The organism is Bradyrhizobium roseum (assembly GCF_030413175.1).
GTDB classification, from domain to species: domain Bacteria; phylum Pseudomonadota; class Alphaproteobacteria; order Rhizobiales; family Xanthobacteraceae; genus Bradyrhizobium; species Bradyrhizobium roseum.
Window position 1 is genome coordinate 3,972,919 of the sequence record NZ_CP129212.1, and the last position, 25,767, is coordinate 3,998,685.

Sequence of the window (25,767 nt, forward strand, 5' to 3'; positions counted from 1 at the left end):
CATCCGTCGACTACGCCGCCAGCTTCAGCATGTGCGCGTCATGGCGCACCAGGAACGCGTGCAGCAATTGCGGATAGTCTGGGCTGACCGCCGTGCGCACGCTCGGCCGTTGCGCCAGCGCCTTGCGCCAAGCGCGCACCTTGGGTGTGTCGGCGAAGACCGAAAGATCAGTGAGTTCGTCGAACACGTCGAAATAGCGGAAGATCGGTGCGAACACCGCGTCCACCAGGCTGAAATCCGCGCCCGCAAAGAACGGCCCCGCCCCGAGCGTCTTCTCGACCTGCGCGAATTTGGCGGCGACCGCCTGGCGCTTGGTTTCAAACATCACGGGATCGCCCGTCGTTTCCAGCCCCCAAAGCTCGCCCAGAATCGTCGAGCCGAACTCCATCCAGGCGCGGTGCTGCGCACGCTGCAGTGGATCCTGCGGATGAAGTTTTGCCCCGCCTTGCGTGTCCTCGATGTACTCGCAGATCACGTTGCTCTCGAACAGCGCCACCTCGCCGTCCCCAGTCTCAACCAGCAGCACCGGCACCTTGCCGAGCGGCGAAACCTTCAGGAACCAGTCCGGCTTGTTGGCCAAGTCGATATCGACCCGCTCGAACGGGATGCCCTTTTCGGTCAGCGCGATCACCGCGCGCTGCACATAGGGACACAACGTGTGACTGATCAGTTTCAGGGCACCGGCCATAGTATCCTCCGATTAATGCATCTGCATCCACTTAGATGCAAATGCATCAACCTGTCAACCATTGCCGCCCGTGGTCGAACAACAGGGCGTGCGTGCGCCGTCCCCCGGACGCAAGCGGCGCGGACGGCGCAAACGGGCGCGTGATTCCTACTGTGCATGGGGTTGTTTTCGATATTTTGGTTTAGAGCCCAACGGGCACCTGCCCTCAAGGCCGCGCGATCATACCGCCGGTCATGGGAAACGGTACCCCGGTCGTGGCGGGATAGCTCAGCGGCAGGCCCTTCAGGCCCCGCGCCGCCAGGAAGCCGAACGCTTGCGCCTCGATGGCATCCGACGCCCAGCCGAGCGTGTCGGCGGCGCGGACGGTCGCGGGTTGCAGGCATTCGCGCAGCATCCGCAGCATGGTCAGGTTGCGGGCGCCGCCACCGGCCACGATCCAGTTCTTCGGCTCCTTCGGCAGATGCGGCACCACGCGGGCAATCGCGGCGGCGGTGAAGGCGGTCAGCGTCGCTGCGCCGTCCTCCGGCGGCACGTCGCCGAGCTTGAGGCCGGCGAACTCGTTGCGGTCGAGCGACTTCGGCGGCGGCAGCGCGAAGAACGGCAGCTGCAGCGCCCGGTTGATCCAGGCCGCATCGACCCGGCCCAGCGCCGCGGTGCGGCCCTCGGCGTCGAAACGCTGGTTCAGCCAGCGAAACATGTGGTCGTCGAGCAGCGCATTGCCCGGGCCGGTGTCGCACGCGATCAGGGTGTCGCCGTCGATATAGGTGATGTTGGCGACCCCGCCGATATTGACCACCACCGTCGGCCCTTCCCAGTCCAGCGACTGCGCCAGCGCGCGGTGATAGACCGGCACGAACGGCGCGCCCTGCCCGCCGGCATCGACGTCGGCGGCGCGGAAATCGTACATCACGGGAATGTGGAGCGTCTTGGCGAGCGAGGCCGCGTCGCCGATCTGGACGGTCAGTCTCTTCTCCGGGCGATGCAGCACGGTCTGGCCGTGGAAGCCGATGATGTCGATGTCGTCCAAGCGTAGGCGGTTTTGCGCGGTAAAGGCCGCCACCGCTTCCGCATGGGCTGACGTCACGATCCGTTCGGCCTCGCGCAGGCAACCGGGCCGCGCGGTGCGATCCGGCAGGTCGGCGGCCTCGTACAGCGCCTGGCGCAGCACGCCGCGCTCCGCGTCGGTATAGGCGCGGTAGCCGGACGGCCCAAGCGCATTCACCTTGCGGCCGTCGGTCTCGATCAAAGCGACATCGACCCCGTCAAGCGAGGTGCCACTCATCAGACCCAGTGCCGTCAACATCATGTTAGATCGTGCCTCTGCAACACCCTGCTCGAACCGTCCCGCCGACGACGATCAGCTTGTGCCAAACACGGACATCTTATAATGCCACAGCGCCCGGTTTTGCGGCAGCCTGTTTCATCCGGGTTCCGCAAACTGTTACAATTACAGTGAAAAGAGAATGATCAGAGTCCCCCGCCCATGACCGCATTTAAATCGGATTTCCTGAACATTTTAAGCGAACGCGGCTTCATCCACCAATGTTCCGATTTCGACGGACTCGACGCGCTCGCCGCCAAGGGCCAGGCGACCGCCTATGTCGGCTACGACTGCACTGCACCCTCGCTCCATATCGGCAACTACCTCACCATGATGATGCTGCACTGGCTGCAGCAGAGCGGCAACAAGCCGATCACGCTGATGGGTGGCGGCACCACCATGGTCGGCGACCCCTCGGGCAAGGACGAGTCGCGCGCCATCCGCTCGATTTCCGAAATCGAGGCCAACAAGGCGTCGATCCGCGGCGTTTTTTCGAAGGTATTGCGCTATGGCGACGGCGCCAGCGATGCTATCATGCTCGACAACGCCGAGTGGCTGACCAGGCTGAACTGGATCGAGATGCTGCGCGATATCGGCCGGCATTTCTCCGTCAACCGCATGCTGACGATGGACTCCGTCCGCCTCCGCCTCGAGCGCGAGCAGGAGATGAGCTTCATCGAGTTCAACTACATGGTCTGCCAGGCCTACGACTTCGTCGAGCTGGCGCGGCGCACCGGCTGCCGGCTGCAGATGGGCGGCTCCGACCAGTGGGGCAACATCGTCAACGGCGTCGATCTCGGCCGCCGCATGGGCACGGAGCAACTGTATGCGCTGACCACACCGCTGTTGACCACGGCCTCGGGCGCCAAGATGGGCAAGACCGCGCAGGGCGCGGTGTGGCTCAACGCCGACCAGTTCAGCCCTTACGATTTCTGGCAATACTGGCGCAACGTCGAGGACGCCGACGTCGTCAAATTCCTGAAACTGTTCACGATCCTGCCGATGGCCGAAATCGCCAAACTGGCTGCGCTGCAGGGCGGCGAGATCAACGAAGCCAAGAAGGTGCTGGCGACGGAGGCGACCGCGCTGCTCCACGGCCGCGACGCCGCCAATACCGCGGCCGAAACCGCCCGGCAGACCTTTGAGCAAGGCGCGATCGCCGAAAACCTGCCGACAGTGGAAATTTCTTCCGGCGAACTGGAATCCGGCGCCGCCGTGCTGGGCCTGTTCGTGAAGGCGGGCCTCGTCGCATCGAACGGCGAGGCGCGGCGCCAGATCAAGGGCGGTGGTTTGCGCGTCAACGATGCAGCCGTCACCGACGAAAAAATGGTCCTGACTCCGTCCAACCTCACCCCGGAAGGCGTCATCAAGCTTTCCATGGGCAAGAAAAAGCACGTGCTGCTCAAGCCGGCATAGAGCATGATCCCGGAAAAGTGGACACCGGTTTTCCGACGAGATCATGCTAAAATCAAAATCCAGCGCCCGTCCGCATAGGCGCATTCATTTTTCACGCTTGCAGGGATGGGCGGAAGCGCGCTCCCTGCTGGCATGAACGAAAAGACGCCAGCGGCAGACGCGGTAGCCAAGGCGCCTAAACCGGCGCACACCGCGCTCAGCGTGCTGGCGCTGTGCTTCGTGATGCAGATGGTCGGTCGCGGCCTCGGCGACAGCTTTACGGTTTTCCTGAAGCCAATCGCGGAAAGCTTTTCGTGGGACCGCGCCGAGGTGGTCTCGGTCTACTCGCTGACCTGGCTCGCCGGCGGATTGATGGCGCCGTTCGTCGGCCGGCTGTTCGACCGCTCCGGTCCCCGCCTCACCTATTCGCTCGGGCTGTTGCTGCTCGCCGGCGCTTTCCTGGTGTCGTCACGCGCGCAAACGCTCTGGCAGTTCCAGCTGTCGACGGGACTGTGCGTCGGGATCGGCATTGCGCTGACCGGTAACGTGCCGAATTCGATCCTGCTCGGTCGCTGGTTCGGCCGGCGGTTGCCGACGGCGATGGCGGTTCTCTACTCCGCCGCGGGCATCGGTACCCTTTTGCTGTTGCCGGCCTCGCAGCTTTTGATCGACCGCATCGGCTGGCGCGACGCCTATCATTGGTTCGGCATCGCAGCGCTATGCACTCTGGCGCCGCTATTGCTGCTGCCGTGGCGGACGATCGCCATGGGTTCGCTGCAGGTGGCGCAGAAAACGGACGCCGGTTTCGTCGACAATGGCTGGACGTTGACGAGCGCGATGCGCCACCACACCTTCTGGGCGCTGTTCTCGACCTTCTTCTTCACGGCGATTGCGATGTACGCCGTCACGGCCCAGATCGTCGCCTATCTCATCGATGCCGGATTTGCGCCGTTGCAGGCCGCGACCGCCTGGGGCTTTTCCGGCGTGGTGCTGCTGTTCGGCATGCTCGGCATCTCGACGCTCGACGGCATCATCGGCCGCCGGCCGTCGGTGCTGTTCAGCTACGGCGTCTCGATCGTCGGAATCATTCTGCTCTGGTTGCTGCAATATTATCCGAGCTACTGGCTGCTGACGGGGTTCGTCATCACCTTCGGCAGCATGATCGGTTCGCGGGGCCCGCTGATCACCGCGACTGCGCTGAACATCTTTCGCGGCAAACGCGTCGGCACCATCTACGGCACCATCTCGATCGGCAGCGGCCTCGGATCCGGCTTGGGGTCGTGGGCCGGCGGCCTGATCCACGACTGGACGCATAGTTATGACGCGCTGTTCGTGTTCGCGCTGATCAATCTTGTGCTGGGATTGATTCCGTTTCTGGTGGTGCCGGCGCTGCGGCGTTAGTTGTTCGGCGGCAATTCCACCGGGCCGTTGTTCTGCTTGCCGGTGTTGAATTCCATGATCTTGCGCGTCACGCCGGGGAACATCGCCGAGATCGGATTGACGCGCAGCACGGGCTGCCCCGGCGTACCGACCACCTCGTAGGTCACGCCGATCAGGCCCTCGTTGCTGCCCGCGCCGAGTATCGGGCCCAGCAGGGGAATCTGACCGAACATGTTGTTCAGCCCGTACATCGGAATGAAGGTGCCGCTCATGCGGACCTGATTGGCGGCCGTATCGATATTGCCCTCGATGGTCGCGCCGATCATCGGCCCCTTCACGACGCCGTCCCTGATCGAAAGCACGCCGCTCTGCCGGGTGAACTCGGCGCGCAACGCCGAAAACGAAACGCCGCCTTGATTGCCGGTGGAATTGCCCGCCGCGACGCGGTCCAGCGAGGCCTCACCGCGGATGGTGAAGTCGCGGACATTGATCAGGCCTTCCTTGGCGGTGGGTTCGACCGTCGGCGGCTCCAGGGCGAGCGACAATTGTCCGCCGACCACCTTGGAATACATGTCGGTGAAGCGGAAGAAGGCGCCGGCATCGTTGGTCTGCAGCATGATGACTTCGCGCCCCTGACCCGCGCTGCGGCCGCGCAGATCGGCGGTCAGCGGCGTATCACGACCGACCTTGCCGGACAGGGCGAAGGCCCTCACGACGCCGTTGCGCCGCGAGAACTTGCTGTCGATGCTGCGCAACGCCTCGCCGTTGAAGCCGGCGACGGCGCCGAGCTTGAGGTCGACATCGAGATCAATGCCCCTGGTCTTGCTCTTGGGATCGGAATCCTTGCCTGAGATCGCCGATTTCAGGAAGCCGCGGCCGTCGAACACCTCACCGCGCATTGTGACCTTGACGACGCCATCGGCGCCGCGTTCCGCCTTCAGCGTGGTCTTGTCGCCATCCGACGGTGCGTAGGTCGGGAAATTCGCGCTCATCAGGTCGCCGTTCTGGTCGACTTCCAGCGAGCCCTTGATCGACACGCCGCCGCCTTCGACCACGATGTCCTGGAACAGCGTCGACTGTTCCTTCTTCACCACGATGAACGTCGCCTTGCCCGACTTGCCAGGTACCTTGACCCAGCCCGGCAGGATGTTGTCGAGCCTCAACGAAGTGAGATCGGCTTCGATACCGACGCGGCTGTCGTTCTCGCCTATCTTGCCGATCACCTTGACCGGAATAGAGCCGGTCACCGCGGATCCCAGATCGATCCCGAGCCGCGCGCGGCTGGCATCGTCCAGCGTCGCCTGCAGGCGAATATCGGCATCTCCCGCGCTCGGCTTGCGATAGTCCAGCGAGGCCGGCTGGCCGTTGATCTTGACGTCGCCCTTGACCTGATAGCCGGCATTGTTGGCCACCACCTTCAGCGTGTTGGCTTCCAGCTTCTGGTTCATCACCAGCTTGTCGGCGGAAAATCCGGAAAGATCGGCCGTGACGGCGTAGATGGTTTCCGCTTTGGTCATCGAGCCCTTGACCGGCATGCCCATTGAAATTGAGGCCGTGATGTTGCCCTTGCTGGAATTCGGGTCGATCAGGGTGCCGGAGACGTCGCTGAGGCGGTCGGAGGCCAGAATCTCGGCGGCCGCCGCCACCGGCGCATCGACCCTGAACTTGACCTTCGACGGCGACGGCTTTGGCGCCATGTCCGGCACCTCGAACGTGAAGTCCGAGATATTGATCTTGCGGCCGGCCGGCGTGTCGGCGATCCCTTGCCCGATCGTCACAAGCGCGGTTCGCCCGGTGACCCGCGCCTTCAGGTCGGCGTCGCGAACCGACGGCATTTCGTCTACCGGACGCACCGTGACGCCCGACGCCACGATGTTGACGGCCAGGCCATCATCCGGAATCGGCGGTCCCTTGCGCGACAGGTTGCGCACCGGCGAGTTGACGCCGACCTCGATACGCTGGAGCGTGCCCTTCTCGATCCGGTCGATCACCCATTCGCGCACTTCCGGCACGATCAGGATCGGCCACATCCGCTTCAGCGCCGCCGCCGACATCGGCGTGCCGGCAAAACCGAGCTGAAGCCGTGCTTCATTCGCATAGTCGACGCTGCCGGTGCCCGCGATACCGATCTCGCCATTGCTGATATCGGCCTGGGTGAGCAGCACGCGCTTGCGGTCGGTGTCGAATTTCATCCCGATCGAGATGCGGTTGAAGATCAGCGGCGCCTCGTTGCCGGTGCCGGCCAGCAAAATCGTGCCGCCGCTGAAGCCGGCCTGCCATTCGTTTGTGGCGCCGTTCGGCGGTTCGAGATGGGCCAGCAGCGTGATCCGGTTTGCGCCGGACACGACCTTGAAGGGCGCGACCAGCACGCGCCGTCCGGCGTCCCATTCGACGCTCAACTCGGCCGAATCGATCGGCATCGGATAGTCGGGCGTGTCGGTGTCGATCAGGTTGCCGGCGCCGGCCAGAACCTTGCCGCGGAAATAGGTCGGCAGGCCGTCGCGGCCCAGTTCGCCCTTCAGTTCGCCGGACAGCGGCAGGTCGGCGCTGTAAGTGAGATCCTTGACCCGCATCGCCAACAGGATGTTGGCGGCCGGCACCTTGTCCGCGCGAAGGTCGACCGAGCGCACGCCGTTCTGCGGCGGTCCGATCACGACCTTCAGCGACCACGGCCGCGCGCCCTCCTCGCCAAGGCTCACCGCGACGCCGCCGCCGCTCGGCCGGCGCATGCTCAGGCTGATATTTTCAAACGTCCATTTGTTGCCGCGCTGCTGGTCGTCGACGATGAGATTGCCGTTCTTGAGGCCGATCTCGTTGAGGTTCTGCCCGTCGAGGCCGGTCAGGCTGAGACTGTCGAGCCAGTCGAGGCCGGCCAGCAATCCGCTCTGCGCCGTTTCTGACGCCGTCGCTCCCGGCGCGGGAGCAGGCGCCGAACGGGGGAACGTCGGCGCCAAGCCGGCATCGCGCTTGGAAGCGACGCCGGTCGCGAGCGGTTTGGCGGTGTCGCCGGCAGACACCGAAACCTGACCGTCCGGCGTGATCTTCACTGCCAGTTCTGCATCGACCAGATTGAGGCTTTCGGCGCGCAGCCGCCCCATCATGAGCGCCATGCCCGACAGTTTCACCTCGGCCTTCGGCGCGGTGGCGACGACGACCTGATCGCGGTCGCGCACCACGATGTCGCGGATTCGCACCGCGATCCTAATCCGCCCGGCACGCTCGATCTGCGTGCCGCCGACTTCGACCGTATTGCCGTGACCGATATTGTCCTCGATCGCGGCGGCCAGCCAGGGCGTCGCCATATCGAGGTTGATCGGCCCGGCGCCGAGCCGCATCCACAGGCCGCCGAAGCAGGTCGTGAAGATGAACGCGAGTACCCCAACCACGATGGCGAGACGCTTGACCCAGCGTTCTGTCAGCCGCCGCTGCAGCGCCTCGAACCGACCGCCCAGCCGATGAAATCTGGAACTTGGACGGGACAATAGTCGGCGCGCGCGATAGCGCCCCGCCTCATCGGGCTCCTGATCCCAGCCGGCCGCATCATCCCATTGCGAGATGTGGACCTCGGCGCGCGGATTCGACCCCTTGGGCGAAGTATTCCTAGCCATTGCCTCTCGGTGCCGGCGCTGAGGTTGACCGCCGCCAGAGGCGCGCTCTTCGATTCTGATCGAACGCTCCCGTGCCGGCATCGCTGCCATTCCTCGATTAATACTGTTACTCGTGGTCGGGCCCAAGGACTCATTGGGCGTTCCCATCGACGAGCGGACGGGGGTAGCGTCGAATTCCTTGTAACCGTACTCCCGGGTCATCAAACTTGCCCAGCGGCCGGAGCGAATCCGACGGTCCGAGACACGACCCGCAATACCCTAATGGTTGATCTGCGGAAAGCGACGAAAGGAAGGCGTATGTCCAAGAAAACGCGCAAGAAATCCTCCAAGCCAGCCCCCAAAAGCCGCAAGACGCCCGCCCGAAAACCACCCGTCGCCAAGACCGCAAGCAAGACCGCCCGCACCGCGGCCAAAAAGCCTGCTGCCAAAACCTCTGCCAAGCCAGCTGCAAAGACCGCCGGCAAGCCCGCCCGGCCCGCCGCCAAGGCGACTGTCAGCAAGCCGGTCAAAGCGGCCAAATCCGCTTCCATTCAATCGTCGCACAAGCCGACATCGAAAAAGTTAATAAAATCCAACCAATCGGCTCCGCCGGCGCCGGTTGCGGGAACCGAGATGGTCGTGGGCGCTGTCGCTTGGCCCTTCAGCCTGCCGCGCAATGGCGGCGGCCATGTCTCGCTGGCCGACCATGCGGGCAAAAAACTGGTGCTGTTCTTCTATCCCCGCGCCGACACCCCCGGTTGCACCCGCGAAGCAATCGATTTCACCCGGCTCGAGAGCGCCTTTGCCGACGCCGGAGCGGCCGTGCTGGGGATCTCCGCGGACACCGTAAAGGCACAGGAGTCGTTTTCCGCCAAGCATCAGCTTTCGGTTCCTCTGATCTCGGATGAACAGCATGAGATGCTGGAGGCGTATGGCGCCTGGGGCGAAAAATCCATGTACGGCAGGAGTTTCATGGGAATCATTCGAACAACGGTTCTGATCGGGGCCGACGGACGGGTAGCCAGAATCTGGCGCAACGTTCGGGTCGACGGCCATGCCGAGGAGGTGCTGGCCGCAGTCCAGGCCATGTGAGCGGAGGCATTCCATTTCCCAAAAATTAACCATGAGAGGGTCAAATCGGCGGGTAAATTGAGCCGTACGGAACTCGCGTCCGACCGGCGCGGGAGTGCCGATGTCGTACCGTTCCGGTCACCACTATTCCGACCATCACCATCCTCACGATCACGGCCGGACCCCGCCGCGCCGGCCCGCCGCCTATGCGGCAAAGGCGGCTGCGATCGACGGCGACGGCTACACCATCGCGCATGCCGGCAAGCAGGTTCGGCTCGGCCCGATCGTGTTCTGGATCGTGGTCGGCACGATCGTGCTGCTTGGCATGTGGTCGGCTGCGACCGCGACTTATTTCGCGTTCCGCGACGACGTCCTGACCCGGCTGATCGCGCGCCAGGCCGAGATGCAATATGCCTATGAGGACCGAATCGCGGAACTGCGCGCCAAGGTCGACCGCACCACCAGCCGCCAGTTGCTCGACCAGGAACAGTTCGACCAGAAGCTCGACCAGATCATGCGCCGCCAGACCGCGCTGGAATCGCGGGCCACGGCGCTCGGCGCGATCCCGGATGTCGCGGCGACCGGCTCGATCAGGCCTCCTGGACGCGGCGCGGCTGTGGAGACGCCGGCGGCGGCCGGTCCGCTAAAACCCTCCCCGATCAGCGACACCGTGATCTTCGTGGCGCCGCCGGATCGCGAGGCGCGGCTGGAGTCGCGCACGCCGCTCGTCGCCAAGCCGCAGCCGAATCAATTCGCCAAGGTTCAGGGCGTCGACAACGTGCTGGTCCGCCTGCAGAGCTCGCTCGATTCGATCGAGCGACGCCAGATGGCGGCCTTGAGCTCGGTCGAGGACGGCATGGAATCGCGCCTGCGCCGGATGCGCGGCGTGTTCACCGATCTCGGCCTCGACTTGGCGCAGCTCGAAGCGGCGACGCCGCGCTCCGCCATCGGCGGGCCGTTCGTGCCGGTGAAGCTTTCAGCCGATTCCGGCGCGTTCGAGCGCCAGCTCTACCGGATCAACATCACCCGCAGCCAGATGCAGCGCCTCAACGCGACACTGGCGTTGGTGCCCTATCGCAAGCCCGTCGTCGGCGCGGTCGAGTTCACTTCGGGTTTCGGCGTGCGCAGCGATCCCTTCCTCGGCCGTCCGGCCATGCACACCGGCCTCGACTTCCGCGCCGCCACCGGCGATCCCGTCCGCGCCACCGCCAACGGCAAGGTGGTGTCATCGGGATGGATGGGCGGCTATGGCCGCATGGTGGAGATCGACCACGGCAACGGGCTCTCGACTCGCTACGGCCATCTCTCCGAAATCCACGTCAGGGTCGGCGACGTCGTCAAGATCGGTCAAGTAGTCGGCGCCGTGGGCTCCACCGGCCGCTCCACCGGACCGCATCTGCACTATGAAACCCGGATCGACGGCGAGGCCGTCGACCCGCAGAAGTTTTTGCGCGCGGGCGTCAGGCTCAGCGCGGGATAGGGCCGTTTCCCAGCTGCCGTTTATTCGCCATTCTGCGTGGAACCGACGCGCGCTCTGCGTCGGAAAATCTTTAAATCCCGTGTCGGATCGCGGACAGCCCCGCCGTCCTTGTGACAGAGCCTGAGCTAATCTGACCCAACTCTGCGAGATGCTCCGCTCAGTCATGGAGAACCAGCGTCATGTCCGAAGGCAATACCGTTCGTCTGCACCGCGTCTTCGCCACCAAGCCCGAAAAGGTCTTTCGCGCCTTCCTCGATGCGGACGCGATGGCCAAGTGGCTGCCACCCTACGGCTTCACCTGCAAGGTTCATCATTTCGAGCCGAAGGTCGGCGGCACCTTCAACATGTCGTTCTCGAACTTCACCACCAACACGGGCCATGGGTTCGGCGGCGAATATCTCGAAATCGTGCCCAACGAGCGGATTCGCTACACCGACACTTTCGACGACCCCAATCTTCCCGGAGTCATCGAGGTCACCGTCACGCTGAAAGCGGTCTCCTGCGGCACCGAGGTCAACATCGAGCAAACGAACCTGCCGACGGTGATTCCGGTCGAATCCTGCTATCTCGGCTGGCAGCAATCGCTCGCCCAGCTTGCACTGCTCGTCGAGCCTGACATTCCCGGATAGCGCCACCAGTTGCAGGATGGTTGAGCCCTTCGCGAAACCCATCACCTTCCGAGCAAGGATTTGATGGCTTACGCAAGAGCTCCACCCATCTTGCGAAACTGCGCGTTGGTTCAGTGCCCGACCTCGCCGGTGATGATGTCGCCGAACAGCTCCCAGCTTTCGCCGTTGAACTTCATCAACTGCATCTGCTCGATCGGGAAGAAGTCCTTCGCCGCCGTATTGATCTTGATGCCGGGCAACAGCACGTCGCTGGTAAAATCCTTCAAGCTTGAGGCCTGCTTCATCACGTTCTCGCGCGTGAGATTGTCGCCGCACTGCTTCAACACCTGAACCATGGTTTGCGCCGTCGCATAGCCGTAGACGTTGTTGTTATTGGTCTTGTCGCCGTCCGGAAAATACTTGTCCATGAACGCGAGCCAGGCCTTGATCCCGGGATCGTCCTTCCACAGCGGATCGGTTGGGTCCTTGATGTAGGCCGTCGAGATGATGCCCTTGGCATTTTCGAGGCCAGCCGGCTTGAGCACGGTTGCGACCGATGTAGAGACATTGCCCAAGAGATAGACCGGCTTCCAACCGAGTTCCGCGACTTTCCGGATTGCCTGCGCCGCTCCCTTGGGCGCTGCCCATGTCATGAAGATATCAGCGCCGGAATCCTTCAGCGCGACGATCTGCGAATCGATGGTGGGATCGGACACCTCGTAGGATTTGTCCGAGATGATCATGCCGGCCTTGTCGCCGAGGCCGTCGCGCAGTCCCTTCATCTGGTCCTTGCCGGCGTCGTCGTTCTGCCAGAGCGCCGCGATCTTGCCCTTTGGAAAATTCTTCAGGATATAGGCGGCGTAGATGCGCCCCTCGCTCTGGTAGTTCGGCTGCCAGCCCATGGTCCACGGAAAATTCTGCGGATCGCCGAACTTGGTCGCGCCGGTCGCGACGAACAGTTGCGGCACTTTCTTTGAATTCATGTATTTCTGGGTAGCCGAGTTGGACTGCGTGCCGAGCGGCTGGAAGATCAGCAGTACCTCGTCGCTTTCGACCAGCTTGCGCGCCTGCTCGACCGCCTTCGGAGGGCTGAACGCGTCGTCATAACTGACGAAGTTGATCTTGCGGCCGTTGATGCCGCCCTCGGCGTTGATCTTGTTGAAATAGGCCGCCTGCGCCTTTCCGATCGTGCCATAGGCCGACGCCGGGCCGCTATAGGGCATGATGTTGCCGATCTTGATTTCGGTATCGCTGGCGCCGGGATCGTATTTCTTCTGCGCCTGGGCTGTGGTCGCGACCATTGCGGCGACGGCGAACGCCATCACGGCCGCCAGGTTGGGCATGCGAACCGGCATCGTTTTCTCCCTTGTTTTTCTTGTTCTGACGCAGTCTTGGAAGGGAGTGTCGCAAGCGGATTCGCCTGTGGCAAGCACGCGCTTATTCCGCATGACGAAACGGCATTGTTGCCCGGCGCCAATTGTGATTGATGCAGGGTCACGTCATTACCAAGCGTGCAAAACCATGCGCGCGAGGCCCCGAGGTTGGACACGTTGAAACCAGGCATACGAATTGGCCCGCGGCATCCTAGACTCGCCGCCGCAGGCTTCCGCTTCGCGCGCTGGCTGGCGGCGAAGACCATGGGGGCTGCGGGATTCCACCAGCTCGGCTCGGCTTTTTGCGACGAGCGGATTGCACAGGTGCGTGCAAAGCTCGCGCGCGGCGAGACCGTCTATCTCGCCGGCCTCGGCGCGCCCGGCACGCATAACTCGGGTGTTGCGCTGATCGAGGTGACGCAGGCGAACGGGCCGCGGTTGATCGTCAACAACGAGGAAGAGCGCTTTTCCGGCAACAAGCACACGACCGAATATCCAAGACTGTCGATCGACGCTGCGGTGGCGACGCTGCGTGGCATGGGCCGCGATGTCGGCGATATCGATGCCTGGCTCACGAGCTGGGATTATCCGACCCTCGCCGGCACGCTGGCGCGTTCGGTGCTCGAGGAACTGCCGCAGAGCATCAAACTGGTGCGCACCACGGAGGCCGCCGGCTTCGACGGCCGCCGCCTCGACCAGATGACGCGAACGCCAAAAATCCTCGCCCGCCAGCTCGGGCTTGCCGAGCGCGTGCCGCTGATATGTTTGCCGCATCACGACAACCACGCCTGGTTTTCGTATGCCGCCTCGCCCTTCGCCGACGACGGCGAGCCTGTGGCAATTGCCGTGCTCGACGGCACTGGCGATCGGGGCTCGATCTCGCTTTACGTCGTCGAGCGTGGCGCGATGCGCCGGCTCTATTGCAACGACAGCATGTTCGATTCACTCGGCGCTTTCTACAGCGTGATCTCCTCCACGCAGGGCGGCTGGACCTGGCTGTCCAGCGAAGGCCGCTATATGGGCGCCGCCGCGTGGGGCGACATGGACCGCGCCAGCAATTCGTATTACGCGCGGCTGCGGGAGGTGCTGCATTTCGGCAGCGATGGCGAAGTCCGCCTCAACCGCGCGATGGCCAACTGGTACTGCGACCCGTTCGATCATCCCTACAAGCAGGCGCTGACGGACATCCTCGGCGAACCGCTGCGGCCGGACCAGCTTTGGAATCCCGATGCGGTGCTGCGGGCCGAGGACATCCATCACCGGCCCGACACCAAGGACCGCCTCGACAAGGCGGCCGCAACGCAACTGGTGTTCGAGGACGCGATGATACATGTCGTCGATCACCTGCTGCGCTCCACGGGCGCTAGCCGGCTGGTGCTGACCGGCGGCGTCGCGTTGAACGCGGTCGGCAACATGCGGTTGCTCGAACATTTCGATGAGGCCTGGTTTGGCAAGGCGCAGCAGCGCAACGCGCGCCTGCAGCTGTGGGTGCCGCCAGTCCCCGGCGATCCCGGCGTCACCATCGGCGCGGCCTGGCTGTTCGCGCATCTGGCCGGCGCCCCGCGCGGTGCGCCGATGACCCACGCGTTCTATTGCGGCACGGCGCCAACACAGAGCGATATCGCCAACGCGCTTGCGGCCGACGACATCGCCTCGCAACGTATCGGCGACATCTCGACCGCGGAGGGCCGCGATGCGGTCGCCGATCTGATGGCGTTCATGGTGGCGCAAGGCGGCGTCATCGCGCTCTATCAGGGCGCGGCGGAGACGGGCCCCCGCGCGCTCGGCCACCGCTCGATCCTTGCGAACCCCTGCGATCCCCTCGCGCGCGAGCGGCTCAACGAACGCGTCAAGTACCGCGAAGCGATCCGCCCGCTGGCGCCGATGGCGACGCTGGAGGCGGCACAGCAATATTTCGACCTGCTGCCCGGCGCCTCGGACGCCGACTACAACGCCTATAATTACATGGTGCTGACGGCGCGCTCAAAACCGCACGCCCGCGAACAAATCCCGGCGGTCATCCACGCCGACGGCACCGGCCGGATTCAGATCGTGCGTACCGAAGACGATCCCCTCACCTACGCCTATCTCAAGGCGCTCGGCCGCCACATCGGCGTCGAACTGTCCGTCAACACGTCGTTCAATGTCGCGGGCCCCATCGCGCAGACCCCGCAACAGGCGATCGATACGCTGCGCCGCTCCAAGGGGCTCGATGTTGTCGTGCTGGTGGCAGGCGACGGCGAGGTCCATGCGGCCTGGCACGGCGGCGAACGCGACAGCGGAAGATTCACCGGCTGGTATTCCGATTGGGCGACCTGAAATCACGACGTCGTCCCGGCGAACGCCGGGACGACGTCAACTTCTTCAGCGCTGAAAGGATCTCAGTACGCGCCCGTCGATCAGCAGTAACGCGCTGCCGATCACCAGCGCGCCCGCAATCTCCCGCGGTGAGATTGTTTCGCCGAGCACCAGGCCCCCGAGCAGGATCGCGGTCACCGGGATCAGCAACGTCACCAGCATGACATTGGTGGCGCCGGAGCGCCGCAGGATCTGAAAGAACACGATATAGGCGAGCGCCGTCGACAGCCCGGCAAGCCCGATCACAGCGAGCCATGTCGTGGCTCCCGGCATCGGCAATTGCCAGGGACGCTCGACGAATCCTGCGACCACCGTCATCATCGCGGCCGAGGCCAGCATCTGGAACGTCGCGGTACCCAGCGCAGGCGAATTCGACAGCAGCCGTCGCGCCAGCAGCGCTGACACACCATAAGAAAAGGCAGCCGCCAGACACAGCAGAATGCCGAGCCCCTGGCCGCGCTCCAGCCCCACGCTATCACCGTACAGAATGACAACGCCGATCAGGCCCGCGACGACGCCGCCGATCCGCCGCGCGGACAGATTTTCCGCGCCGGCCACCGCTATCACGACCACCGTGAACAGCGGCGTCGTGGCATTCAGGATCGAAGCCAGCCCGCCCGGGATATAAGTCTGTCCGACCACGATCAGCGAGAACGGCAGCACGTTGTTGAACAGCCCGATCGCGATGAACGGCATCCATCCGGACAGGCCAGATGGAAAGCGGATGCGATAGAGCCAGAGCAACGGCAGCAGCATCAGCGCCGCGAGCGCCACGCGCAAAAACACCAGCGTGAAAGGCGGCAATTCCTTCAGCACCACGCCGTTGAAGAAGAACGACCCGCCCCACAGGATCGAGAGCAGGCCGAGCAGCCACCAGTCGCGGGCGTCGATCGAAGCGTCTTTGGCGATCATGTCATTTGATATCTGCGATCTCGCAGATTTATTCCGACGCGCCCGGCTTTCCCACCCGATTTCCGGAAATGGACTTGCGGCGGGCTATTTCGGCCGCGAGACCAGTTCGATCATCCGGCCCTCGTCGTCGTCGGGCATCTCGGCCTTCGCCTTCGCATAGGCCTCGACGGCGGCTTGCCCGACCAGCGGGGGTTCTGCCAGCAGGCTCTCGGCCAGTCTCACCGCGTACGCCGCATCCTTGTAGCGAAGCGCTGTGGTGAACGATGCGCCGGAGAAATCGCGCGCCACCATGCGTTTGGAATGCCGGATCACCTGCGGACTGGCCACCGCGCCGGTCGCCAGCGCTTCCGCCACCAGCTTCATGTCGAGACCGGCCTGCTCGGCCATAGCGACGCCTTCGGCGAGGCTCGCGATCTGCACCGCGCCCATCAGATTGTTGATGAGCTTGAAGACGGTGCCGGTGCCGACAGCACCGAAGTGCCTGATCACGTCGCCGATCGGCGCGAGGAAGGGCTTTGCGGAAGCGAGATCGGCGGGTTCGGCGCCGACCAGCAAGGTCAGTTTTCCAGAGGCTGCCGCCTGCGGCAGGCCGGTGACGGGACAGTCGATATAGACGAGACCGCGGCCGCGCAGTTCGCGCGCTATGTCGAGCACATGCTGATGCGAGACGGTCGAGCATTCGATGACGAGGCTGCCTGCCTTCATCGATGCCGCCGCGCCCTCCTTGCCGAGCCAGACGTTGCGCGACGCCTCGTCGTCCGCGACCATGGTCACGACGGCGTCGGCGCCATCGGCAGCATCCGCAGGCGACCCCGCCCAGCGCGCGCCGCGCGCGATCAAATCTTCCGCCTTGGCTTGGCTGCGATTCCATACCGCGACGTCAAAACCCGCCTCGAGATAGCGGCCGGCCATGCCATGGCCCATGCGGCCGAGCCCGATGAACCCGACCTTCGTCATGCGCTAGTCCACATCCTCGACCGCGCCGGGCGAGGTGCCGAAGGCGCGCTGCGCCAGCGTCGCCGCCATGAACTCGTCGAGGTCGCCGTTCAGCACGCCCGACGTGTCCGAGGTCTGCACGCCGGTGCGCAGGTCCTTCACCATCTGGTAGGGCTGCAGCACATAGGAGCGGATCTGGTGGCCCCAGCCGATGTCGGTCTTGGCGGCCTGGTCGGCGGCGGCCTGTTCCTCGCGCTTCTTCAGCTCGATCTCGTACAGCCGCGCCCGCAACATGTCCCAGGCCTGCGCACGGTTCTTGTGCTGCGAACGGCCGGCCTGGCAGACCACGGCGACGCCGGTCGGGATATGCGTCAGGCGCACCGCGGATTCGGTCTTGTTGACGTGCTGGCCGCCGGCGCCGCCCGAACGCATCGTGTCTGTGCGGACGTCGGATTCCTTGATGTCGATCTTGATCGAGTCGTCGACGACCGGAAAGATCGCCACGGAAGAGAACGACGTATGCCGCCGTGCGTTGGAATCGAACGGCGATATCCGCACCAGGCGGTGCACACCCGCCTCGGTCTTCAGCCAGCCATAGGCATTGTGCCCGCTGATCTGGACGGTCGCCGATTTGATGCCGGCTTCTTCGCCGGGGGTTTCTTCCAGATACTCGACCTTGAAACCGTGCTCCTCGGCCCAGCGCGTGTACATGCGCAGCAGCATCGCGGCCCAGTCCTGGCTTTCGGTGCCGCCGGCGCCGGCATGCACTTCGAGGTAGGAATCGAACCGGTCGGCCTCGCCCGACAGCAGCGCTTCGAGTTCGCGGCGCGCGACTTCCTTCTTCAGCGCCTTCAGGGCGTTCTCGGCCTCGACCACGACGCCTTCGTCGTTTTCGGACTCGCCGAGCGCAATCATCTCGACATTGTCGTCGAGTTCGCGTTCGACCTTGCCGATGCCCTCGAGCGCATCCACCAGCGAGGTGCGCTCCTGCATCAGCTTCTGGGCCTTCTGGGGATCGTTCCAGAGATTGGGATCTTCGGCGAGCTTGTTCAGCTCGGCGAGGCGCGCCGTGGATGCATCGACGTCAAAGATGCCTCCTCAGCAGCCCGACCGACTGCTTGATCTCTTCTACGAGGCGTTCGACTTCGGCGCGCATGATGCCTTCTGTCTGCGGTCAAAACCGCGGCTGGATCGATATTCAACGGGCGGGATGTAGCGACGTACGCAACAAAGCGCAATCCGCTAATAGATCCTGCCGGTGCCGGGCCGCATGATGCTGCCGGCATCAGGAGATCCTCCCTGAATGCTGGCGGCTTCCGGCGGATATCCCTGCGGCACGCGTCCATCGCCCTCGACGACGCCGACGGCGGCGGCCGGCATGTAATTCTCCGGCGGCGCAGTGCCCGGCTTGAAGGCTTCCAGAACGGTACGGCCGGTATCGCCGGGTGCGGGGCGCATGCCGCTCTTCGAATCGATGCGAACCAGCCTGATCCCGGGAGGCACCTTGAAGGGGGTCGGCGGCTTGTCGGCCAGTGCGAGCTTCATGAAGTCCTTGGCGATCGGTGCGGCGATTCGGCCGCCCTGCGCGGACCTGCCCAGGCTACGCGGCTTGTCATAGCCCATATAGAGACCGACGACGAGATCGGGCGAAAAGCCGACGAACCAGACGTCTTTTCCGTCGCTGGTGGTGCCGGTCTTGCCGGCGATCGGCTTGCCGACCTCGCGCAGGATCGTCGCCGTCCCACCCTGCACCACGCTCTCCAGCATCGACGTGATCTGGTAGGCGGTCAACGAGTCGAGCACCTGCTCCCGGCGATCGACGAGCTGGGGCTCGGGCTGGTTCTTCCAGCCGCCGGGCGCGTCACAGCCGCGGCACTCACGCTGGTCATGCCTGAAGATCGTGCGCCCGTAGCGGTCCTGGATGCGGTCGATCAGCGTCGGCTTCACCCGCCGGCCGCCATTGGCGAACATCGAATAGGCCGTCACCATCCGCATGACAGTGGTTTCGCCGGCGCCGAGCGAATAGGAGAGATAGTTCGGCAGCTCTTCGTAGACCCCGAAACGCTTGGCGTATTCGCCGATCAGGGGCATGCCGACATCCTGCGCCAGCCGCACCGTGACGGTATTGAGCGACTGTTTCAGGGCGTCGCGCAGCGTAATCGGCCCCTTATAGCTGCCCACCGAAAAATTGTCCGGCCGCCAGACGCCGTTGCCCTGCCCCTGGTCGATCTCGATCGGGCCGTCGATCATGATCGTCGCCGGCGTGTAGCCATTGTCGATCGCCGCCGAATACACCAGTGGCTTGAACGTCGATCCCGGCTGCCGATAGGCCTGCGTCGCGCGATTGAACTGGCTCTGGTCGAACGAGAAGCCGCCGACCATCGCCACCACGCGGCCGGTCAACGGATCCATCGCGACCATGGCGCCGGATACTTCGGGGATTTGCCGAAGGCGATACTGCCCCTCGACCATCTTGCCATCCTTGTCGAACAGCGGATCGGCGTAGATCACGTCACCCGGCGAGAGAATCTGCGATACCGAAGCCGTCGCGGGTTTGCCGCGCACTGCGGCAGCGACCGGCTTCGCCCATCGCACACCATCCAGCGTGATCAGACCGGTTTGCCGTTCCTTGGAAATGGCGCCGCCGAGTTCGCGGCCCGGCTGGAAGCCGATCCGGGCTGACTGGTCGGATGTTTCGAGCACCACCGCCATCCGCCAGGGCGAGATGTCGCTGAGCGACCTGATTTCGGCGAGCTTGACGCCCCAGTCGCCGGATATGTCGAGTTTGCTCATGGCGCCGCGCCAGCCCTGCGCCTCATCGAAATTGACGAGGCCGGCGGCGACCGTCTTGCGCGCCATCACCTGCAGTTTTGGATCGAGCGTGGTGCGGACCGACAGGCCGCCTTCATAAAGCTTCTTCTCGCCGTAGCGCTCAAAGATGTCGCGGCGGACTTCCTCGGCAAAATATTCGCCGGCAAACGTATGCGCGGCGTTGGACCTGGAGGCCACGATCAGCGGCTCCTTGCGCGACTTCTCGGCATCCGCCTGCTTGATCCAGCCGTTTTCAAGCAAACGGTCGATCACGTAGTTGCGGCGCTCGACCGAGCGATCCCGGTTGCGCACCGGATGCAGCGTGCCCGGCGCTTTCGGCAGCGCGGCGAGATAGGCGGCTTCCGCGACCGTCAGCTCGTTCACGGATTTATCGAAATAGACGAGCGACGCAGCGGCGATGCCATAGGCGCCGAGGCCGAGATAGATTTCGTTGAGATAGAGCTCGAGGATGCGGTCCTTCGAATAGGCGCGCTCGATGCGCATCGCCAGCAGGGCTTCCTTGATCTTGCGCGTGAACGACACCTCGTTGGTCAACAGGAAGTTCTTGGCGACCTGTTGGGTGATCGTCGAGGCGCCCTGCGGGCGCTTGTTGGAGCCGAGATTCTGCACATACGCCACGACCGCACGCGCCATGCCGGTGAAGTCGATGCCGCCGTGCTCGTAAAAATTCTTGTCCTCGGCCGCGAGGAAGGCGTTGGTGACGAGTTTGGGCACCGCCTGGATCGGCAGATAGAGCCGGCGCTCCTTGGAATACTCGCCGAGCAGCGCGCCGTCGGCGGCGTGCACGCGCGTCATCACCGGCGGCTCATAATCCTGAAGCTGCGAATAGTCGGGCAGGTCCCTGGAGAAGTACCAGATTCCGCCCGCGACGCCGGCCACGCCGACCAGGAACATGATCGTCCCGACGGTAAACAGGAAACCCAAAAATCGGACCACAAAGCGCATTACCGAAATTCCATTCCAACCTTTGCGCCGTGACAGTCAGCGCGTGTTCCCGTGTCCACCGGAATTCCCCACCCGTTACGGACCCACGAATCCACCGGGTTCAAACATTTCATCCTACAGTGTTCGAAGATGGGCCTTGCAGTTGAAAATGCTGCGAGCGGTTCACCAAAGCCCGCCCGGCCGCATGATATTGCCGCTTTCAGGCTGATAGGCCGGCGGATATCCCGGCTGATAGCCGCCTTGCGGATATCCCTGTTGCGGCATCCGGCCGTCGGCATCCGCCACGCCGATGACGGAGTAATTATCCGGCGGCGCGGTGCCCGGCTTGAAGGCTTCGAGAATGCCGCCGCCGCCCGGACCGGCCCGCATGCCGCTCCTGGGATCGACGCGCACCAGCTTGATGCCGGCCGGCACCTTGAAGGGGATCGCCGGCTTGTCGGCGAGCGCGAGTTTGAGGAAATCCTTGGCGATCGGCGCGGCCAGATGGCCGCCGGTCATGCCGCGACCGAGATTGCGCGGCTTGTCGAAGCCGACATAGATGCCGACCACGAGGTCCGGCGAGAAGCCGATGAACCAGGCGTCCTTTTCGTCGTTGGTGGTGCCGGTCTTGCCGGCGATCGGCTTGCCGACTTCCTTGACCACGGTCGCTGTGCCGGCCTGCACCACATATTCCATCATCGAGGTGATCTGGTAGGCCGTCATCGGATCGAGCACCTGCTCGCGGCGGTCGACGAGCTGCGGCTCGGGCTGGTTCTTCCAGCCGCCCGGCGCATCGCAGCCGCGGCATTCGCGGGCGTCGTGCTTGAAGATGGTATGGCCGTAGCGGTCCTGGATGCGATCGATCAACGTCGGCTTCACCCGTCGGCCGCCATTGGCGAACATCGAATACGCCGTCACCATCCGCATCACCGTGGTTTCGCCGGCGCCAAGCGCATAGGAAAGATAGTTCGGCAGATCGTCATACACACCGAACCGCTTGGAGTATTCGCCGATCAAGGGCATGCCGATGTCCTGCGCCAGCCGCACCGTCACCGTGTTCAGCGAATTCTTCAGCGCGTTGCGCAGGGTGACCGGGCCCTGATATTTGCCGGAGGAATAGTTTTCCGGACGCCAGACGCCGGCACCCTGCCCCTGGTCGATCTCGATCGGCGCGTCAACCACGACGGTCGACGGCGTATAGCCGTTGTCCATCGCCGCCGAATAGACCAGCGGCTTGAAGGACGATCCCGGCTGCCGATAGGCTTGCGTGGCGCGGTTGAACTGACTCTGGTCGAACGAGAAGCCGCCGACCATCGCGAGCACGCGGCCGGTCCAGGGGTCCATTGCGACCATGGCGCCAGACACTTCCGGCAACTGGCGCAGCCGGTACTGGCCCTCGACCGGCTTGCCTTCCTTGTCGAACAGCGGGTCGGCATAGATCACGTCGCCGGCGGCGAGCACCTGCGCCACCGAGGTCGGGGTCCTGCCCTTTGCGGGTCCTGAGGCGGCCCTGGCCCAGCGCACGCCGTCGAGGGTGATGATGCCGGTCTGGCGCTGCTTGCTGACCGCGCCACCAAGCTCGCGGCCCGGCTGGAAGCCGATCCGCGCCGACTGGTCGGAGGTCTCCAGCACCACCGCCATCCGCCACGGCGAGATATCGCTGAGCGCTTTGACGTCGGAGAGTTTGACGCCCCAGTCGCCGGAGATGTCGAGCTTGGACGGCGCGCCGCGCCAGCCGCTGGCTTCGTCATACTTGACGAGCCCGGCGACCATGGCCTTGCGCGCCATCACCTGCATCTTCGGGTCGAGCGTGGCGCGGACCGACAGCCCGCCTTCATACAGCTTCTTTTCGCCGTAGCGCTCAAAGATGTCGCGGCGGACTTCCTCGGCGAAATACTCGCCGGCGAAGATATGCGCGCCGTTGCCGCGGCTGGTGACGTTGAGCGTTTCCTTGCGGGCCTTGTCGGCGTCGGCCTGCTTGATCCAGCCGTTTTCGACCAAACGGTCGACCACGTAGTTGCGCCGCTCGACCGCGCGGTCGCGGTTACGCACCGGATGCAGCGCCGCCGGCGCCTTGGGCAGTGCCGCCAGATAGGACGCTTCCGCGATCGTGAGCTCGTTTACCGACTTGTCGAAATAGACCAGCGATGCGGCGGCGATTCCGTAAGCGCCAAGGCCGAGATAGATTTCGTTGAGATAGAGCTCGAGGATGCGGTCCTTCGAATAGGCGCGCTCGATGCGCATCGCCAGCAAGGCTTCCTTGATCTTGCGCGTGAACGACACTTCGTTGGTCAAAAGAAAGTTCTTCGCGACCTGCTGGGTGATGGTCGAGGCGCCCTGCGGACGCCTGTTGGAACCAAAGTTCTGCGCATACACCACGGCCGCGCGCGCCATGCCGGTGAAGTCGATGCCGCCATGCTCGTAGAAGTTCTTGTCCTCGGCCGCCAGGAACGCGTTGATGACGAGCTTCGGCACCGCCTGGATCGGCAGATAGAGCCGGCGCTCCTTGGAATACTCGCCCATCAGCGCGCCGTCCGACGCATGGACGCGTGTCATCACCGGAGGTTCGTAATCCTGAAGCTGTGAATAGTCGGGCAAGTCCTTGGAGAAATGCCAGATCGCGCCCGCCACGCCGGCTACGCCGACCAGGAACACGACGGTCCCGGCGGCGAACAGGAAACCCAAAAACCGGACCAGCAAGCGCATTATCGAAGTTCCGTTCCAACCCTGTCCGCCGAAATCTGCGGCGTCCATCCTAACACGGCCACCCCGGTAAACGGGCCGCCGTCACGCGGTCGAACATATCAAAGGGTCCGGCGGACAATATTGACCGATTCCGAAGACCAGCAGTCGATTTTCTATACCGTTGCCGCTGTGGCCAAACTAGGGCTTCGGCCACTGGAAAGCACGCTTATCCGCCTGCGCTTACGTCAGGCGTACGGCAATTTTTACTTGGCCGGCCCGGCAGTTGCCAGCCGCTTGGCCAAAAATGCATCAATCGCCTGCGCCATCGCCCCGACCGTCCGGTTCCGCCAGCTTTCCGAGACCAGGTGTTCGAGGTCGCCCTTGTTCGAGACGTAGCCGAGTTCGACCAGGACAGAGGGCACGTCGGGGGCCTTCAGCACCCGAAAACCGGCCGATTTCAGCGGATGCTTGTGCATGCGGACCGTGGTCTTCATTTCACCCATCAGCACCCGCGCGAACCGGTTCGAGAAGGTCTTGGTTTCCCGCTGCACCAGATCGATCAGGATGTCGGCGACGTCGGTCGGCTCGTCGGCGAGACTGACCCCGCCGATGGCGTCCGACTTGTTCTCCGCGTCTGCCAGCCGCTCGGCCTCGCTGTCGGTCGCCTTTTCCGACAGCGTATAGATGGTGGCGCCCTGGGCGTCGCCCTCGCCACGCCGCAAGGCATCGGCATGGATCGAGATGAACAGCGCTGCCGCCTCGTTGCGCGCGATCTTCACGCGGTCGCCGAGCGCAACGAAGGTGTCATCCGTCCGGGTCATGACGATACGGTACTTGCCCGACTTCTCGAGCCGGTCGCGCAGCGCCAGCCCGAACGTCAGCACCAGGTTCTTTTCCATGATGTCGTTGCCGCCGGCCTCGGTGCCGTTGTCGGCGCCGCCATGACCGGGATCGATCACGACCACCGGCCTTTTATCCGGCGGCGACGCCGGCGCGGCCGGCGCGTCGACCTTCGCGACCGCGGCGTTGGCCTCGGCAATTCCCGGACGCAATTCGGGCCGGTTTTCGGGCGCCAGCGCTTGCACAAAGGCGGTGCGGTCGACCTCCTCGAATTCGAGCACCAGCCGCGGCGGCTGGCCGTTAGCCGCCTCCAGCACATAGGATTTGGCGATTCTGGCCGGGCCGTTCAGGTCGAACACGATCCGCGACCCGCCCGGCATGACCAGACCGTAGCGAAACGCCTTGACCAGCCCCCGCCCTGTCGCGCCGGCTGCAGCCGGAAGCTGGAAATTGATCTGGTTGAGGTCGACGATCACGCGATACGGGTCCGCGAGCGTGAACGCCCGAAACTGAACCGGTTTGTCGAGATCGAGAATGAAGCGGGTCTGTTTGGCATCGCCAGCCAGGCGCGCGTCAGAAGCGACGGGGAAGTTCGATACCGGCGCCGGGCTCGGGATGACGGCCGGCCCCTGATAGAGAGGAGTCTGATAGGCGGGCGGCGGTTGATAGGCCGGTGCCTGCGCAAAGCTGGGGCCGATCAACGGGACGCACAGCAATGCTGCGGCGCACAATAGACCACATCCCAGCAAAACAGGCTGATTTGAACGGCTCGCCAACGATTCGGTGCCTCCGGAAGAGCCTTCACTTACCGCAATAGGAGTGCAGGGTTAATTGGACCTTAAGGGCGAATCTGTGAAAAGAGGTGAGTGTTGCTGCCCTGCGACGCTTGGAAGCGGGTTCCATTGCGCTTCCCTTGCACGCAGGCGCCAATCCACGTATGTACGAGGTGCTGACGGCTAATACTCCCGGTTGTGTCGCGTTCAGCCTCCCGGTGCAGCGCCGGAACCTTCGAAGCCGAAGGAACCTGCGTCTTTCCCGACCCCTCCCCAGCCAGCGCCGCGCGCGGCTGACACGGAGGGGCGGTTTCGAGCCCGAGCGGCGTCCGGTCCCAGGTACTTTATGAGTACTTTTCCAGGGACGGTTTGAGACAAGGCAGAACCGAATATCCGGACCCCACACGGTCCGATATGCGATGGCCGGTGGGCGTTCACGCGCCGAACCGGGCCTTCAGCGAAAGATACGGCGGTATCGTTCCGCCAACATGTTCAGACGGGCCGACGCTTGATGCGCCAGACTGTATTGCCGACCAGGTTCCACGGAAAGATCGCGCCGACGCGAAGCGAAAGCTTCGCACGTCGCCTCGCTCCGGCGGCTCCC

The 25,767-nt window shown here is 64.1% G+C and carries 16 protein-coding genes; 6 read left to right on the forward strand and 10 right to left on the reverse strand.

Features of this window, described 5'->3' with window-relative positions; genetic code table 11:
- Positions 1 to 10 precede the first annotated feature (10 nt).
- Both QUH67_RS19145 and QUH67_RS19150 read right to left on the reverse strand, forming a co-directional pair.
- On the reverse strand, positions 11 to 688 hold the full coding sequence (locus QUH67_RS19145; RefSeq protein WP_300940368.1) for a glutathione S-transferase family protein: 678 nt from the start codon (positions 686 to 688) through the stop codon (positions 11 to 13).
- A 205-nt stretch (positions 689 to 893) separates the two neighbouring features.
- Complete coding sequence (locus QUH67_RS19150) at positions 894 to 1,994, reverse strand: anhydro-N-acetylmuramic acid kinase (protein ID WP_300940370.1); 1,101 nt, start codon at positions 1,992 to 1,994, stop codon at positions 894 to 896.
- Between the two features lie 177 nt (positions 1,995 to 2,171).
- On the opposite strand from QUH67_RS19150, the gene tyrS reads away from it, so the two are divergent.
- Both tyrS and QUH67_RS19160 read left to right on the forward strand, forming a co-directional pair.
- Positions 2,172 to 3,425 (forward strand): tyrosine--tRNA ligase, encoded by a 1,254-nt coding sequence (gene tyrS, locus QUH67_RS19155; RefSeq protein ID WP_300940371.1) that lies wholly within the window; start codon positions 2,172 to 2,174, stop codon positions 3,423 to 3,425.
- Between the two features lie 132 nt (positions 3,426 to 3,557).
- A complete protein-coding gene (locus QUH67_RS19160) occupies positions 3,558 to 4,805 on the forward strand; it encodes an MFS transporter (protein WP_300940372.1) in 1,248 nt (415 codons plus the stop codon).
- Here the strand turns inward: QUH67_RS19160 and QUH67_RS19165 are convergent.
- Positions 4,802 to 8,473 carry a YhdP family protein gene (locus tag QUH67_RS19165; protein WP_300940373.1) on the reverse strand — a complete coding sequence of 1,224 codons (3,672 nt, stop codon included), beginning with the start codon at positions 8,471 to 8,473 and terminating at the stop codon, positions 4,802 to 4,804. The two genes, QUH67_RS19160 and QUH67_RS19165, sit on opposite strands and share 4 nt — an antisense overlap.
- Positions 8,474 to 8,689: 216 nt before the next feature.
- Between QUH67_RS19165 and QUH67_RS19170 the strand changes: the two genes are divergently transcribed.
- From QUH67_RS19170 to QUH67_RS19180, 3 genes are all read left to right on the forward strand, one after another.
- The gene (locus tag QUH67_RS19170) at positions 8,690 to 9,463 is read left to right on the forward strand and encodes a peroxiredoxin (RefSeq protein ID WP_300940374.1); all 774 of its coding nucleotides are present in this window, start codon (positions 8,690 to 8,692) and stop codon (positions 9,461 to 9,463) included.
- Between the two features lie 100 nt (positions 9,464 to 9,563).
- A complete protein-coding gene (locus QUH67_RS19175) occupies positions 9,564 to 10,922 on the forward strand; it encodes a M23 family metallopeptidase (protein WP_300940375.1) in 1,359 nt (452 codons plus the stop codon).
- Between the two features lie 179 nt (positions 10,923 to 11,101).
- Positions 11,102 to 11,551: an SRPBCC family protein gene (locus QUH67_RS19180; protein WP_300940376.1), complete on the forward strand. Its 450-nt coding sequence runs from the start codon at positions 11,102 to 11,104 to the stop codon at positions 11,549 to 11,551.
- Positions 11,552 to 11,661: 110 nt separating this feature from the next.
- Here the strand turns inward: QUH67_RS19180 and QUH67_RS19185 are convergent, their stop codons facing one another.
- Complete coding sequence (locus QUH67_RS19185; RefSeq protein ID WP_300940378.1) at positions 11,662 to 12,885, reverse strand: ABC transporter substrate-binding protein; 1,224 nt, start codon at positions 12,883 to 12,885, stop codon at positions 11,662 to 11,664.
- Positions 12,886 to 13,167: 282 nt separating this feature from the next.
- On the opposite strand from QUH67_RS19185, the gene QUH67_RS19190 reads away from it, so the two are divergent.
- Entirely contained in the window at positions 13,168 to 15,222 is a 2,055-nt protein-coding gene (locus QUH67_RS19190; protein ID WP_300940379.1) for a carbamoyltransferase C-terminal domain-containing protein, read from the forward strand.
- 45 nt (positions 15,223 to 15,267) lie between these two features.
- On the opposite strand, the gene QUH67_RS19195 is transcribed toward QUH67_RS19190, so the two are convergent.
- The 6 genes from QUH67_RS19195 to QUH67_RS19220 all read right to left on the reverse strand — a co-directional run bounded on the left by QUH67_RS19195 (position 15,268) and on the right by QUH67_RS19220 (position 25,166).
- Complete coding sequence (locus QUH67_RS19195; RefSeq protein ID WP_300940381.1) at positions 15,268 to 16,173, reverse strand: DMT family transporter; 906 nt, start codon at positions 16,171 to 16,173, stop codon at positions 15,268 to 15,270.
- 84 nt (positions 16,174 to 16,257) lie between these two features.
- Entirely contained in the window at positions 16,258 to 17,130 is an 873-nt protein-coding gene (locus QUH67_RS19200) for an NAD(P)-dependent oxidoreductase (RefSeq protein ID WP_300940383.1), read from the reverse strand.
- Positions 17,131 to 17,133: 3 nt separating this feature from the next.
- Positions 17,134 to 18,265 (reverse strand): peptide chain release factor 2 gene (gene prfB / locus QUH67_RS19205; protein WP_300940384.1). Its coding sequence is split into 2 segments (ribosomal slippage): positions 17,134 to 18,195 and positions 18,197 to 18,265, totalling 1,131 coding nucleotides; the frame shifts between segments, so codons are not numbered across the junction.
- Positions 18,266 to 18,351: 86 nt separating this feature from the next.
- Entirely contained in the window at positions 18,352 to 20,886 is a 2,535-nt protein-coding gene (locus QUH67_RS19210) for a penicillin-binding protein 1A (RefSeq protein ID WP_300940385.1), read from the reverse strand.
- Positions 20,887 to 21,048: 162 nt separating this feature from the next.
- Entirely contained in the window at positions 21,049 to 23,571 is a 2,523-nt protein-coding gene (locus QUH67_RS19215; RefSeq protein ID WP_300940387.1) for a penicillin-binding protein 1A, read from the reverse strand.
- A 242-nt stretch (positions 23,572 to 23,813) separates the two neighbouring features.
- Positions 23,814 to 25,166, reverse strand: coding sequence for an N-acetylmuramoyl-L-alanine amidase (locus QUH67_RS19220; protein ID WP_300940388.1), 1,353 nt, complete (start codon positions 25,164 to 25,166; stop codon positions 23,814 to 23,816).
- Between the last annotated feature and the right edge of the window lie 601 nt (positions 25,167 to 25,767).

What these genes read in the sequence shown, in the direction of transcription:
- QUH67_RS19145 (WP_300940368.1), bottom strand. Translation starts at nt 688, where the DNA reads ATGGCCGGTGCCCTGAAACTGATCAGTCACACGTTGTGTCCCTATGTG.
- QUH67_RS19150 (WP_300940370.1), bottom strand. Translation starts at nt 1,994, where the DNA reads ATGATGTTGACGGCACTGGGTCTGATGAGTGGCACCTCGCTTGACGGG.
- tyrS (WP_300940371.1), top strand. Translation starts at nt 2,172, where the DNA reads ATGACCGCATTTAAATCGGATTTCCTGAACATTTTAAGCGAACGCGGC.
- QUH67_RS19160 (WP_300940372.1), top strand. Translation starts at nt 3,558, where the DNA reads ATGAACGAAAAGACGCCAGCGGCAGACGCGGTAGCCAAGGCGCCTAAA.
- QUH67_RS19165 (WP_300940373.1), bottom strand. Translation starts at nt 8,473, where the DNA reads ATGCCGGCACGGGAGCGTTCGATCAGAATCGAAGAGCGCGCCTCTGGC.
- QUH67_RS19170 (WP_300940374.1), top strand. Translation starts at nt 8,690, where the DNA reads ATGTCCAAGAAAACGCGCAAGAAATCCTCCAAGCCAGCCCCCAAAAGC.
- QUH67_RS19175 (WP_300940375.1), top strand. Translation starts at nt 9,564, where the DNA reads ATGTCGTACCGTTCCGGTCACCACTATTCCGACCATCACCATCCTCAC.
- QUH67_RS19180 (WP_300940376.1), top strand. Translation starts at nt 11,102, where the DNA reads ATGTCCGAAGGCAATACCGTTCGTCTGCACCGCGTCTTCGCCACCAAG.
- QUH67_RS19185 (WP_300940378.1), bottom strand. Translation starts at nt 12,885, where the DNA reads ATGCCGGTTCGCATGCCCAACCTGGCGGCCGTGATGGCGTTCGCCGTC.
- QUH67_RS19190 (WP_300940379.1), top strand. Translation starts at nt 13,168, where the DNA reads ATGGGGGCTGCGGGATTCCACCAGCTCGGCTCGGCTTTTTGCGACGAG.
- QUH67_RS19195 (WP_300940381.1), bottom strand. Translation starts at nt 16,173, where the DNA reads ATGATCGCCAAAGACGCTTCGATCGACGCCCGCGACTGGTGGCTGCTC.
- QUH67_RS19200 (WP_300940383.1), bottom strand. Translation starts at nt 17,130, where the DNA reads ATGACGAAGGTCGGGTTCATCGGGCTCGGCCGCATGGGCCATGGCATG.
- QUH67_RS19210 (WP_300940385.1), bottom strand. Translation starts at nt 20,886, where the DNA reads ATGCGCTTTGTGGTCCGATTTTTGGGTTTCCTGTTTACCGTCGGGACG.
- QUH67_RS19215 (WP_300940387.1), bottom strand. Translation starts at nt 23,571, where the DNA reads ATGCGCTTGCTGGTCCGGTTTTTGGGTTTCCTGTTCGCCGCCGGGACC.